At 57.1% G+C, this 12,979-nt stretch carries 11 protein-coding genes and 1 pseudogene; 9 read left to right on the forward strand and 3 right to left on the reverse strand.

Annotated features, from left to right (window positions below; all coding sequences use genetic code 11):
* Window positions 1-16: 16 nt before the first annotated feature.
* Both RTK32_RS10875 and RTK32_RS10880 read right to left on the reverse strand, forming a co-directional pair.
* The gene (locus tag RTK32_RS10875; RefSeq protein WP_312043821.1) at window positions 17-1,507 is read right to left on the reverse strand and encodes a PAS domain S-box protein; all 1,491 of its coding nucleotides are present in this window, start codon (window positions 1,505-1,507) and stop codon (window positions 17-19) included.
* Window positions 1,508-1,700: 193 nt separating this feature from the next.
* Entirely contained in the window at window positions 1,701-2,243 is a 543-nt protein-coding gene (locus RTK32_RS10880; RefSeq protein WP_312043823.1) for an RNA polymerase sigma factor, read from the reverse strand.
* A gap of 280 nt (window positions 2,244-2,523) precedes the next feature.
* On the opposite strand from RTK32_RS10880, the gene sctW reads away from it, so the two are divergent.
* The 9 genes from sctW to sctS are packed head-to-tail and all read left to right on the forward strand — an operon-like array spanning window position 2,524 to window position 11,058.
* Window positions 2,524-3,705, forward strand: a complete 1,182-nt coding sequence (gene sctW / locus RTK32_RS10885) for a type III secretion system gatekeeper subunit SctW (RefSeq protein ID WP_312043825.1) — start codon at window positions 2,524-2,526, stop codon at window positions 3,703-3,705.
* Window positions 3,702-5,810, forward strand: a complete 2,109-nt coding sequence (gene sctV, locus RTK32_RS10890; protein ID WP_312043827.1) for a type III secretion system export apparatus subunit SctV — start codon at window positions 3,702-3,704, stop codon at window positions 5,808-5,810. Before sctW ends, sctV begins: the two co-directional genes overlap by 4 nt.
* 10 nt (window positions 5,811-5,820) lie before the next feature.
* Window positions 5,821-6,717: an FHA domain-containing protein gene (locus RTK32_RS10895; protein WP_312043829.1), complete on the forward strand. Its 897-nt coding sequence runs from the start codon at window positions 5,821-5,823 to the stop codon at window positions 6,715-6,717.
* Between the two features lie 11 nt (window positions 6,718-6,728).
* Entirely contained in the window at window positions 6,729-8,072 is a 1,344-nt protein-coding gene (sctN, locus tag RTK32_RS10900) for a type III secretion system ATPase SctN (RefSeq protein ID WP_409451083.1), read from the forward strand.
* Window positions 8,056-8,517 carry a type III secretion protein gene (locus tag RTK32_RS10905; protein WP_312043831.1) on the forward strand — a complete coding sequence of 154 codons (462 nt, stop codon included), beginning with the start codon at window positions 8,056-8,058 and terminating at the stop codon, window positions 8,515-8,517. The genes sctN and RTK32_RS10905 overlap by 17 nt, the downstream gene beginning before the upstream one ends.
* A complete protein-coding gene (locus RTK32_RS10910) occupies window positions 8,514-9,116 on the forward strand; it encodes a type III secretion system HrpP C-terminal domain-containing protein (protein ID WP_312043833.1) in 603 nt (200 codons plus the stop codon). The genes RTK32_RS10905 and RTK32_RS10910 overlap by 4 nt, the downstream gene beginning before the upstream one ends.
* Window positions 9,113-10,132 carry a FliM/FliN family flagellar motor switch protein gene (locus RTK32_RS10915; RefSeq protein ID WP_312043835.1) on the forward strand — a complete coding sequence of 340 codons (1,020 nt, stop codon included), beginning with the start codon at window positions 9,113-9,115 and terminating at the stop codon, window positions 10,130-10,132. The genes RTK32_RS10910 and RTK32_RS10915 overlap by 4 nt, the downstream gene beginning before the upstream one ends.
* A gap of 4 nt (window positions 10,133-10,136) precedes the next feature.
* Entirely contained in the window at window positions 10,137-10,790 is a 654-nt protein-coding gene (sctR, locus tag RTK32_RS10920) for a type III secretion system export apparatus subunit SctR (protein WP_312043837.1), read from the forward strand.
* A 7-nt stretch (window positions 10,791-10,797) separates the two neighbouring features.
* Window positions 10,798-11,058 (forward strand): type III secretion system export apparatus subunit SctS, encoded by a 261-nt coding sequence (sctS, locus tag RTK32_RS10925; protein WP_312043839.1) that lies wholly within the window; start codon window positions 10,798-10,800, stop codon window positions 11,056-11,058.
* A 284-nt stretch (window positions 11,059-11,342) separates the two neighbouring features.
* Here the strand turns inward: sctS and RTK32_RS10930 are convergent.
* Window positions 11,343-12,979 (reverse strand): annotated as a pseudogene (locus RTK32_RS10930) (hypothetical protein); the annotation flags it as partial.

A 12,979-nucleotide genomic window follows, 5' to 3' on the forward strand; every position in this document is an offset into this window, starting at 1 on the left:
GATCTTATAACATCATTCATCCTGCATCCCTGGTTGCTGATGATAGACAGGTCTGGTGTTTCAAAGGAAGGGTCAGTTCCAGCTGCGTGCCTTCGCCGGGACGGCTGGTGACGGTTACCTGACCATTCAGCATATCCACACGTTCTTTAATCCCTAACAGCCCGAAGGCGTCGTGACGCACGGAGTGCATCTGGAAACCCCGGCCGTTATCGCGCACCTGGATCACCATCGTCTCACGGGTAGTTTGTACAATAATGGAGACTTTGCTGGCGCGGGCATGGCGGGAAATATTGGTGAGCGACTCCTGCACGATGCGAAATACCGTCGTGACCACCTGGTCGGAGAGAGCGACCGGTTTGCCTTCCGGCACAATCAGCATACAGCTACAGCCGCCATTTTTAACGAATTCATCGCGCAGCCACTCCAGCGCCGGCACCAGGCCCATATTGAGCATATTGGGGCGCAGCCGGGTGGAGACATCGCGCACCACCTGAATAGTGCTGTCGATCAGCGTCATCAGGTAGTCCACCTGGCTGGAGACGCGAGCAGGATTTTTATTTTGCATCCCGATAACCGACAGCCCGGCGCGCAGGCTGGTTAAATGCTGGCCCAGCTCGTCATGGATTTCACGCGCCATGTGTTTGCGCTCCAGCTCGGTACGCTCCTGCTGGTTACTGGCCAGCAGGCGCAGCTGATGATGCGCAGCGCGCACTTCGTTCTCCACTTCCCGCAGGCGAGTAATATCACGCCCTACGGCGAGGATCGTGACCACTTCGCCTTTCAAATCGTATTCCGGCACACAGCGCACGTGCAGTACCATCGCGCGTTCGCCAAAGCGCGCCTCCAGTTCGGATTCGCTCTTTTCGCCACTGGCCAGCGTATTAGAGACCAGGCGAAACAGCTGCATCCCCGGTTCGTCAAACGGGATGCTGTCGGTAAGGCGCCAGCCACGGGCCTTTTCTTCGCTACAGCCGATAAGATCGAGCACGCGCGGATTGGCATAAAGGCAGCGAAGGTGAGTATCGAAGCGGGCGATCAGATCCGGTGAGTTTTCTACCAGCGAGCGAAACTGTTGCTCCTGTTGCAGATAGCGTTCCGTACGCTGCTTCAGCTCGCGCACGTCGCGCACCACGCACAGCACCAGCATTTCGCCCTCGTGCTCCCAGGCGCTGGAGTTGACCTCAACCGGAATAATTTCGCCGTTGTGCATACGATGCTGCGAGGTAAAACGGATCCCTTCCGGCCGCAGGCTCAGCTTCCACCACAGTGCGGCGACATCCGCATCCTGCAGCTCGCCTTCAATATCGGCATAGCTTAATCGAATAAGCGCCTGGTAATTATAACCGAGCATCTCGCAAGCTTTATTATTGATATAAGCCAGCCGCGCATCCTGACGCACCAAATAGATGGCATCATTAACGCGGTCAAGCGCGAAGTCGGGTAAAATAGCTCGGCCATTATAGGGCTCTTTACTGACGTTGAGACTAAATATTTCAGACGAAAGCATTTCTCTCTCTGATTAATGAAAAGGGAATAATAAGCATAAATTATTACAGCTTATCGCGCAGCCAAAAAAATGTACTCCTCATATCCTACAGTACAGCAAATATTCCTGTGGGTGGCCATTAACCACATTCTGAAAATGGCGGCAGATCGCAAATAATTAATTATTATGCCAGGCAGACCACAAAAGCCTGTCCTTAGCTTATCGTGCTTTTTAGCGATTCACGCACGCGTGACAGACGCGATTTTACCGTCCCCAAAGGAATATTCAGCGAGGTCGCTACATCCTGATAGCTGCCGTTGCGTTCGACCAGAATGGTCAACATCCGGCGCGTTTCCTCCGGCAGACGATCGATCGAGGCGGCCATTACGCTGAGTAGCTGATCGTTAGCGATAATATCGCTGGGATCGCACTCCTGGATCAGCTCCAACACGTTGTCTTCGTTAATGCTGTCAAAGAGAAAACGGTTCTGATGCGTCTTGTAGTAGTTGCGGATTAGATTGGCGGCGATACCAAAAAGCCAGGTTTCTGGCCGCGATGCGCCCAGAAATTTATGGCTGTTGCGCAGCACTTCCACGCAGGTCATTTGTGCAATGTCTTCCACATCTTCCCGGTTTGAAACGCGCTTGCGAATAAAATTATGCAGTTTGCGATTCTGCTGACAAAGAATTTCCTGCCATAAAACGGCGACCGGGGCTTCAGCGGTAAATGACATTTCAATCGGCGTAGCAGTTAACATTTTTTTGCTCCAGGCATTATTCAGATAACGTTGTTATTGCAAAGGGTGTGCCAGGTAGAAAAAAAGGTGAAATAGCTGGAGCTGCGCGGTCTCGCTGAATTAATTAAGAATCGTCTGAGACAAATTTTGTCGGAGAATTAAAAATAGTTGTGCAAGTTTTTACACTAATAACGTCAGTTGAAAGTTTCAGTCCGGCGCTTTTTTTTACTTTTTTAAATCGGGAACCGGCCTGGTTTTTTTTCCACTTAACCCCATCGCGAAATGAACCTTTGGGGCCGGGATGATAAAAGTCCATTCTTCTCTTCAGTATCAACAGGCGCTGGTCAGAACGCTGTTAAAGCAGGATGGCCCGCGTCCGGCAGCAACGGGACAGGCAGCAGCGGACCAGGCGGCACCGGGATCGGATGTGCGCGCCAGACCGGTAAATATGTCGCTGGCAGCAGACTCTCTGGCCGATTCGCTGGAAGAGATCGGGATGATGTTCAGCGAAAAAATGGAGAAAAAAAGTAAGGGCCTGAACCGTCGACAGATCAACACCCAGCATTTGCGCAGCAATCGCAGCGCGGTGGAACGTATCGAACGGCTGGGCGAGCTTTATCAGCTGCTGGACGATGAGCAGCAAGAGAAGCTGGAAGCGCGGCTTGGCTCGCTGAAAGGGGGACTGGGACAAGGGGCAAATGCGGAACAGCTGGTCGCGTCGGCGGACAACGATCCGGCACGCTGCGATCTGCTGCTACGGATGACGCTGCGTGAGGCCGATCGCAGCGGCGATATCACTACCGCCAATGCCGCTGGCGAGGCACTGAATAAACTCCACGAGCAGTACGGCGACCGCGTGCGGGCCGGGCTGAATACGGCATCTTCCATCGCCAGCTTTACTACCGATCCCACCGAAAAACAGTCGATGCGTAATCTTTACTACCACGGCATTGTTAAGCACCAGTCGGCGGCCGTGATCCTGAGCAGCCTGCTGGAACGTTTTGGCCGCGAGCAGTTTCGGCCCGGGCTGCGTACGCTTCAGCGTGCCCTGGCTGAGGATATTGCTTCACTGACGCCTTCGCTCTCTTCGCGCTCGCTGCACAAAATCCATCTTGGTTTGAGCGAGGCAGGCCGGCTGACGCAGATGATCGTCAAAAGCGACGAGCTGCTTAACCGGTTGCGCAGCGGTGGAAAAATACCGCTCTCCGCCCTCGACGGGCTGGATATGACCAAACGGCTGCTGGGCATTGCAGAAATGGGGCTGCTGCCGAACGATATTACCGCCATCGGGAAAGAGTTTGCGGGCGAACAGCCGCAGGCGCGGTTGCGCTTCCTGAACGGGCTACTGCCGCTGGTCAACGATATCCCACCGATGCTGTGGCAGAACCAGAAAAATCGGCCGGAAGCGACGACGCTGCTACGCGGTGCCATTACACAACTGATTAATAACCAGAACCGCGCAGGAAGTCAGGGAGCGGTATGAATAACCTGTTTTTGATCCTGAATCGTATTGCGCTGGCGGCCATGCGGCGCTCCGAAATTATTGGCGCGATGTTTGCGCTGGCGATTGTGTTTATGCTGATTATTCCCCTGCCGCTGGGGCTAATCGATGCGCTGATCGCCGTGAATATCTGTCTGTCTTCGCTGCTGGTAGTGCTGGCCATGTATCTGCCCAAGCCGCTGGCGTTTTCCAGCTTTCCGGCGGTGCTGCTGCTGACCACTATGTTCAGGCTGGCGCTGTCGATCTCTACCACACGACAGATTCTGGTGCAGCAGGACGCGGGTCATATCGTTGCCGCATTCGGGACGTTCGTGGTCGGCGGCAACCTGGCGGTAGGGATGGTCATGTTCCTGATCCTGACCGTGGTGAACTTTCTGGTGATTACCAAAGGTTCAGAAAGGGTGGCAGAAGTGGCCGCGCGCTTTACCCTGGATGCCATGCCGGGGAAACAGATGTCGATCGACAGCGATCTGCGCGCGGGCATCATCGATGTGAATACCGCCAAACGCAAGCGTGTCGATTTGGCGAAAGAGAGCCAGCTGTTTGGCGCCATGGATGGCGCAATGAAGTTTGTAAAAGGTGATGCCATTGCCGGTTTGGTTATTCTCTTTATCAACCTGATTGGCGGTTTCAGCATCGGCGTAATGCAGCTGGGCATGCCGGCAGGTGACGCCATGCATACCTATTCGGTGCTGACCATCGGCGACGGCCTGATTGCGCAAATCCCGGCGCTGCTGATCTCGCTGACGGCAGGGATGATCATCACCCGCGTCTCGTCTGACGGCGACAGCAGCATGGATAACAATATTGGCCGGGAGATCGCGGAGCAGCTCACCAGCCAGCCTAAAGCCTGGGTTTTTTCCTCTATCGGCATGTTCGGTTTCGCCCTGCTGCCAGGGATGCCGACCGGCGTCTTTATCGTGTTGGCCTTGCTGACGCTGGCTTCCGGCAGCTTCCAGGTCTGGCGCGCGAAAAGAGAGCTGGTCGCCAGCCAGCCGCAAATGGAAAATGAGGTGATCCCACCCGAGCTGAACGGCACGGAAGATTTACGCCAGTTCAACCCTACGCGGCCTTATCTGCTGCAATTTCCTTCCAGCGCGCGCGGCACGGCGGAGACGCTGGAGCTGGTACAGGCCATCCGTCGTCTGCGCAACAGCATCGTTTATAACTACGGTTTCACGCTGCCCGCCTTTGATATCGAATTTCAGGAACAGTTACCTGCCGATGAATTTCGCTATTCGGTCTACGAAATCCCACGCGTCGTCGGCACCTTTGGTGTGGCGACGTTGGCCGTCAGCCGTCAGGAGCACGAAGCGCTGGCGGCGCAGGAGGGTGTGCAGCCGGGCACGGAGGCCAGGAAGGAAGCGGCGCTGCTCTGGTTGCCCGCCGATCACGCCGTGCTCCAGGATGAAAACGTGCCGCGCTGGGGCTTTCACGATCTGCTGATGAAAAGGATGGAAAACGCTATTCACGCCAGCGCCCCCAACTTTATTGGCCTGCAGGAGACGCGGGCGCTGATGGGCTGGCTGGAAGCCGAACAGCCCGAACTGGCGCAGGAATTACAGCGGGTAATGCCCATTGCGCGTTTTTCTAACGTGCTGCAAAACCTGGTGGCGGAGCGGATCCCGCTGCGCTCGGTGCGTGCTATTGCCGAAGCGCTGATTGAACATGGCCAGCACGAGCGAGATGTCAGCCTGCTGACCGATCTGGTGCGCATCTCTCTGAAAGAACACATCTGCTATCAATACACGCAGGAAGATGGCCTGCACGTTTGGCTGCTGACGCCAGAGATGGAAGAGGAGCTACGTGACGCGCTGCGCCAGACGCAAAACGAAGTCTTTTTCGCGCTGATGCAGGAGCAAACTATGGCGATCCTTGCCCAGTTACGTCGCGCCTTTACGCCGGAACAACCGGTGTTTGCCGTACTGCTGGTGGCACAGGATCTGCGTAGTCCACTGCGCGGACTCATTCAGGATGAATTCCATCAGGTGCCGGTGCTGTCGTTTGCCGAGCTGCAAACCAACCTGGCAATTAACGTTGTCGGTCGTCTTGAACTGGAGGAGGGCATCGACGCTTTCGATGCCTGAGGAGCAGATTATGTTTGAGCTACGCGTACTCACGGGCCGCCATCATGGAGCGGCATTGCCGGTCAGCGGCGGGCGCTGGACGCTGGGTCAGAGCGATGAGGCCGATCTGCAATTAACGGATGACGGCGTGGCCTCTCAGCACGCCGCGCTGTGCTTTATTGACGACCGCTGGCAGCTGCACGGCATGGAGGGCACGGTACGTCAGGCGGAAGGCGAGGCGCTAACGCTGCTGGATCCGCTTTCGCCCGATACGCCTTTTGCGCTGGGCGAGGTCTGGCTCTGTCTGGCCCCTGCTGAACAGCCCTGGGAAGCGATGCACGCGGCACCGTCTCCCGTTGTCCCGGCGGCCGCGGCCGCGCCCGTGGTGGCGTCCGCCCCCGTGCCTTCACGGCTTTTCTCTCGCGGTATTCAGGTGCTGTCGGTCAGCCTGATCCTGCTGCTGAGCTTCACGATTATCAGCTGGATACTTCAACCTACCGTGGCGCAAACCTCTACCACGCCTTCCAGCCGTAAAATGCTGGAAACCTTGCAGGAAGTACGGCCGCCGCTGCTGGCGATGCTGCGTGACCGTGGCCTGACGCCGGGCGTGAAAATTGATATGGATAAAGGGCGCCTGATTCTGAACGGCGAACTGAGCAAAGAACGGCTGCAGATCCTCGATCGTATGCTGACGCGCTTTCAGGCGCAGTACAACGTCTTGCCACAGCTGGTTAACCATACGCGGCTGCGTAGCGCGAAGCTGCCGTTTCGCATCGTACAGATCACTACCGGCAAGCGGGCTAACGTGGTGACGGACGGCGGGGAGCGGCTGTTTATTGGCGATCAGGTAGGCGATTTGCGGCTGGTGGCGATTACCTCCAGCGAAATTGAATTCGCCGGCCGGGAACATATAAAGGTGAACTGGTGAGCGCTTTTCCTCTGCTTGACGACTGGTTTGAAGCTCACCAGCTGCGGCTGTCACGTTTCTCGCCGGTGGCCATCTACGGCCGCATCACCGGTATCAGCGGCATTCTGCTGGAGAGCAGCCTGCCGGGTGCCCGCATCGGCGACCTCTGCCAGATCGAGGGCAAAAATAATACGCTGGTGCTGGCGGAAGTGGTGGGGTTCAATCCTCAACACACGCTGCTTTCTGCCCTGGGCCAGCTGGACGGTATCGCGCAGGGCGCACGCGTGATGCCGCTGTTTCTGCCGCACAGCATTCGCGTGTCCGATCGGTTATTAGGCAGCGTGCTGGACGGCTTTGGGCGCCCCATTGAAGCGGGCAGCGTCAGCGCATTTGCGTTGCCCGGCGAGGCCGACGATGTCAAACCGGTGCTGGGTGACGCGCCGCCACCGACTGCCCGCCCCCGAATCGATACGCCTTTACCTACCGGAATGCGGGCTATCGACGGGCTGCTGACGCTGGGCGTCGGTCAGCGTGTGGGCATTTTCGCGGGCGCGGGCTGCGGCAAAACCACGCTGCTGGCCGAACTGGCGCGTAATACGCCGTGTGACGTAATTGTGTTCGGGCTGATTGGTGAACGCGGCCGTGAGCTGCGCGAGTTTCTTGACCACGAGCTGGATAGCGAACTGCGCAGCCGCACGGTACTGCTTTGCGCCACGTCTGACCGCAGCAGTATGGAGCGCGCCCGCGCGGCTTTTACCGCCACCGCAATTGCCGAAGCCTTTCGGGATCAGGGTAAAAGCGTGCTGCTGATCCTTGATTCCCTGACCCGTTTCGCCCGCGCCCAGCGTGAAATTGGCCTCGCGCTTGGCGAACCGCCGGGACGCGGCGGCCTGCCCCCCTCGGTCTATACGCTGTTGCCCACCCTGTTGGAACGGGCCGGGCAGACCAACACCGGCGCCATCACCGCGCTCTATTCGGTATTGATTGAGCAGGATTCCATGAACGATCCGGTGGCGGACGAAGTGCGCTCGCTAATCGACGGCCATATCGTGCTGACGCGCAAGCTGGCGGAACGCGGTCATTATCCGGCTATCGACGTGCTCGCCAGCCTTAGCCGTACCATGAGCAACGTGGTGGCTCGTCAGCAGATCAAAGAGGCGACCTCGGTGCGCCAGCTTATGGCCGCCTGGCAGCAGGTAGAAATGCTGATCCGGCTGGGTGAATACCAGCCAGGCAATGACAGCCTGACGGATGCAGCCGTAGAGGCGCAAAGCGCTATCAACGGCTATCTGCAACAGGCGATGCGCGCTCCCTCCGGTTTTGAGCAAACCTGTCTGCAGCTGTCGGAGGTGAGCCAGTATGCGCCGCCACGCTAATCCGGAGCCAGAACCGGTTGTCGACACCGTCGCCGTCGAGCTGCAGCGCACGCTAAATATGCTGCTGCCCATCCGCCGCCAGCGATTGAACCGCAGCGAAAGGCAACAACGTGAGCACGAGCAGAGGTTAACCCAGCTGGAAACGCAAACGGATCGGGCCGGAGAGCGGCTGAATGAATATCAGCAGGGTTATCAGCAGCTGAGAGCGGGATTCGCGGCGCAAAACTGTGGTGTGCATCAGGCAATCTATTTGCTGGAGCGCGCGCTGGAGCAGGAACAGCAGGCGCTGAAAAAGGTGCACGGTGAGCGGCTCACGCTAGAGGAACTGGCTCAGGCCCGGTTGGTTCAGCAACAGCACGTCGAGGCGGCGCGCCAGGAAACGCGGCAGCGACAGCGCGACGTGGAAAAACTGGAATTTTTACTACAGCAGGAGGTAAGCGAATGATTAACCTTCCCGGACAGCGACAGGCGGCACGATTGCAGCAGCAACACGATCTCCAGCGGCAGACAACGGAGCGCCATATGCAGCAGCGCGGCGCGGCACAGAGTGCGCAACGTAAAGAGGCGCCTCGCGACGACGGTGAAAAGACCGCGCTACGCCGCGAGCCGCGCAAACCGGCACGCGAAGAAGATGCGCTGTTCAGCGAACTGCTCGAAGAGGGGGAGAGGCGGTTTTCCCCTCCGACTTTCGGCCAGTCAGATTCCCAGCAGCAGGGCTTTGGGCAACTGGACGAAAGCAGCGTTTCCGGCGCACCGCCTGCCATGGCAATGTGGCAGGAACTCGAAACGGATTTGCTGGCCGTCACGGAGCAGCGCCCACCCGCTGAAATGACGCTGACGCTGATCCTCCCGAAGCTGGGAGAGGTTGAGGCCAGCTTTTCCGCGCTGGCGGCGGGCGGCTGGGATATTGCTCTGCAGCTGCAACCTGCCGCCTGGCGTGCGCTGCTGCCGCATCAGGAGCGTTGTCGTCTGTCGCTGCGTCAGCGCATGAACGGCCCGGTACGACTGCGTTTTCAACGACGTGCGTCGGAGCAGGAAGCATGAAAAGGCTGTCTCTGAAAAAACTCAGTAAACAGGCTGCACGGCTGCGTGGACAGCTTGGTGCGGGCTGTTCTTATGCTTATCAACTGTCGGGTGAAGCGGGCGTGCTGCGCCTGGCGCTTGCCGATGGTCATCAGCCCGGCGAGATGAGCGGCTGGCAATGTGAAGCCGGCATGCTGGGGCTGACCGATGCGCAGGCAGCCCTCTCGTTGATGGCCGATACCCCTACGTTTGCCCTGCCAGCGACCGCACCAGAGCAGAGCTGGTACTGGCCATGGTGGCAAAGTCAACTTTCTGGCGAACTTCTGGCGTTGTTCGGCCACATAGCTGTAACAGAAGAAAAAGCAGCAGGTGAATTTCTGCTGGTCATGACGCTGGAGTGGGGAGGCAGAGAGGCGCGCAGCCTGCTGGCGCTTTCTGCAGACACCCTGGCGCGGCTTCTGAGTAAACCCGGCTGGCAGCGCGACACTCTGCCGCTGCCGGCGGACTTAAAGCTGGCTGTGCCGATAGCGCTCGGCGAAGTCATCCTGTCGCCAGACGGGATGAAACGCGGAGATGTAGTGCTGCCGCAGCACGCTTTTTTTGCCCCGGACGGGCGCGGAACGATCCGCTGCGCCGGGCGTCTGCTGCACGGAGAGCTGCGGATCGTGCCCGGCACGACGGCTCATTTTTATCTTAGCGAGATGGAGAACGATGACGTGACTTTGCCCCCTGACGAGTTTGAGCAGCCGATCACTCCCGATCCCGAATGGGACGAGGGATCGATGACGGAAGCCACGGATTTCTCGGTACTGCCGCTGGCGCTGTCGGTACGCTGCGGCCAGCTGCGGCTGACGCTGGGAGAACTCTCCGCCCTCGCTCCGGGCGCGACGGTGATGATCGATAACGTCACGCCCGGTGAAGCGCTGCTCTGCCACGGTGATTACGCCGTTGCAAAAGGCGAGCTGGTTGACGTCGAGGGCCGTCTTGGTCTGCAAATCACCCAGATGCTGCCGGGCCACAACCCGCTGGCGCGGTAGGCGCATGGACTCTCTGTCGCTGAACCCCATGACGCTGGCGCTGTTTCTGGGCGCGCTGTCGCTGGTGCCCATTTTAATGATTGTCTGCACCTGCTTCTTAAAAATTTCTATGGTGCTGATGCTGACCCGCAACGCCATGGGCGTACAGCAGGTGCCGCCCAACATGGCGATTTACGGCATTGCATTGGCCGCCTCGCTGTTTGTCATGGCACCGGTTTTCAACGAGATCAGCCAGCGGGTAAAAACGGTACCGATTGATACGCAGTCTGCAGAGCGGCTCGACTATACGGTCAGTAACGGCGCGGAGCCGCTAAAGCGATTTATGGTAAAGAACACCGATCCGGACATTTTGATCCATCTGCAGGAAAACGCGCAGCGCATGTGGCCAAAAGAGATGTCGGCCACCATCGCGCACGACAGCCCGCTGCTGCTGATCCCTTCTTTTGTGCTGTCGGAGCTGCAAAACGGCTTTAAAATCGGCTTTTTGATTTTTATCCCTTTTATCGTCATGGATCTGATCGTCTCTAACGTGCTGCTGGCGTTGGGGATGCAGATGGTGTCGCCCATGACCATTTCGCTGCCGCTGAAAATCCTGCTGTTCGTGCTGGTCAGCGGCTGGACGCGGCTGCTCGACGGCCTGTTTTACAGCTATCTGTGAGGGAAAAATGGATATCCTGACGCTCTTTCGCCAGGCAATGCTGCTGGTGGTGATCCTTTCCGCGCCGCCGCTGATTGTGGCGGTGATCGTGGGCGTTATTGTGTCACTGCTGCAGGCGGTTATGCAGTTGCAGGACCAGACGCTGCCGTTTGCCATCAAGCTGGTGGCGGTGGGCATCGCCCTCGCGCTGACCGGCCGCTGGATAGGCGTTGAGCTGACCGAACTCACCCAAAGCGCCTTCGCCATGATGCCTAATGTAAAGTACTAAGAAGCTAACGTAATAATAAACCCGCCGGAGCGGCGGGGTGTTATTACAGGCTAAAGGCCCGTTTTGTTAACGCGACTCATCTGGTCATCGGGCGTGGAAACGTTCCCTGTCAGCGGCTTCGTCGTCGTGGTTTATGCAACGGTAAAAAAGCCGATAACTTCGCCGTCTGGGAACGAGGTGTTCTTCATTCCCTGTTGTAGCCCGCCGTTAACATAAACTTTACTACCGCTGCCTTTTACCGTGGTGCCGTTGAGGTTGCCCGCTCGTGAAAACCGGGCTGACAGTCAGGCATCTATTTCCAACGGAATACGATAGTTAACCCCGTTAATGCGCACGCGCAGCTTGTTGTCTTTCAGCAGGGTTTTGGTGGTCAGCACCAGCGTGCCGTCGGTATCAAAAGCGATACCGTGCCCGCTAAGCGTACCAAAAGCGGCGGCATCAACCGGCGTCCACGGATAGTCCAGCTTGTCGATGACCGTCTGGGCCACGACATCACCACGCGGCGTCCACAGGAAGCATGTGCCGCCATGAAAACGGCTGTCGGTCGTGCTTTCAACCTGTACGTGAACATAGCCGCTGTTGGCGGGCAGCTTTACATAGATGCTCACATTGTTAGCGTAGGGGCGGTTGAGGCGGATATCGGTTACCGGGCTTGATCCCCTGACTTCCACCGCGCCTACCGGTTTAACCGTATCGTTGCCTTTCATGCGGCGCATACGCAGGATGGCTTCGCCGCCGCCAAAGCTGTTGGACTGGTTATCAAGGGGGATGCCTGCTGCCGGATTCTCAGAGCGGGCGCCTAAAAAGCGCACGGTAACCTGATCGCTTTCGGCCGTAGTGGCATAGTCGCCGACGTAAACCCATACCGGCGCCTCCGTTTTGTTATTAAAGCGCAGATTAGAACTGTACCAGTTAGCCGCCATAGAACCGGCCAGCGTAGTACCAAAAGCCTCTTCACGACGGTAGCCCATATCGTAACCGCCGAGGTAGCGCACTACCGTGGCGTTATTACGGTTAAAGGTGGCATTTTGCAAATTGATATGGCGCAAAATAGCCTTTGTATAGGTGATGTCGGCAGGCACGGTTGCCCCTTCCATACTGAAAACGTCGAGGGTCCATTCGCCGTTACTGATATCCATCGGGTAGTTACATTTCTCCATCCAGCCGTTGTAGATACAGCACTGGGTGGCTCGCGGTAAATCAAAGGCTGGCGTAGTAGAGCGGCTTTCCTGCACGTTAAAGTTGCTAAGCTCGATAGCGGTAAGATGATTCCAAGATTTTTGATAAGAAGGACGGCCTTTTAAAATAGAGTCGTAAGTATAGCTGGTATAAAAGCTGTTAAACTTCGTATCCAGCGTATCGATCATATTAAATACGATGCCGCCTGTTTGGCTGATATAAAGCCTGTCGCACTGATAATACTGTCCCTCGGGGCATTTATTGGTCATAAAGCCGCGCGTATTTTTCGCTATATCGTACTGACCATAAATTTCGAGGCAGGAAACTTCCGTGCGGCGAGCGTTGGTGTTAAAAACAAAGCTGCCCTCATCGCCTATAAGCGTAAGTTTTGCCACAGGCGAGTAGCCGTAAGAGACGGTAGGTCCATTAATTCTCAGCATACGCAAATAAACGGAAGAAATATTCAGGCTCGATACGGCATAATTACCTTCAGGGAGGGTAATCCAGGCTTTATAGTCTTCGCCTGAATGCTTGAACGTAAAGTTATACATGGCGGTGATTGCAGCGATCGAGTCCGTTTTACCATCCGGTACGGCACCAAAGTCGCCGATAGTTAACTCTGCCAGGTTATTGATTTGTCTACGCCAGTGGTAAACCTTACCGGCGGTATTGGCGATGGTGCCACCATCATCCGCTGCGGCCGTCAGCGAACCAACAAACCAGCCGCCGCCGATGCCTTTAT

It is taken from the genome of Erwinia sp., from assembly GCF_031978025.1.
GTDB lineage: Bacteria > Pseudomonadota > Gammaproteobacteria > Enterobacterales > Enterobacteriaceae > Erwinia.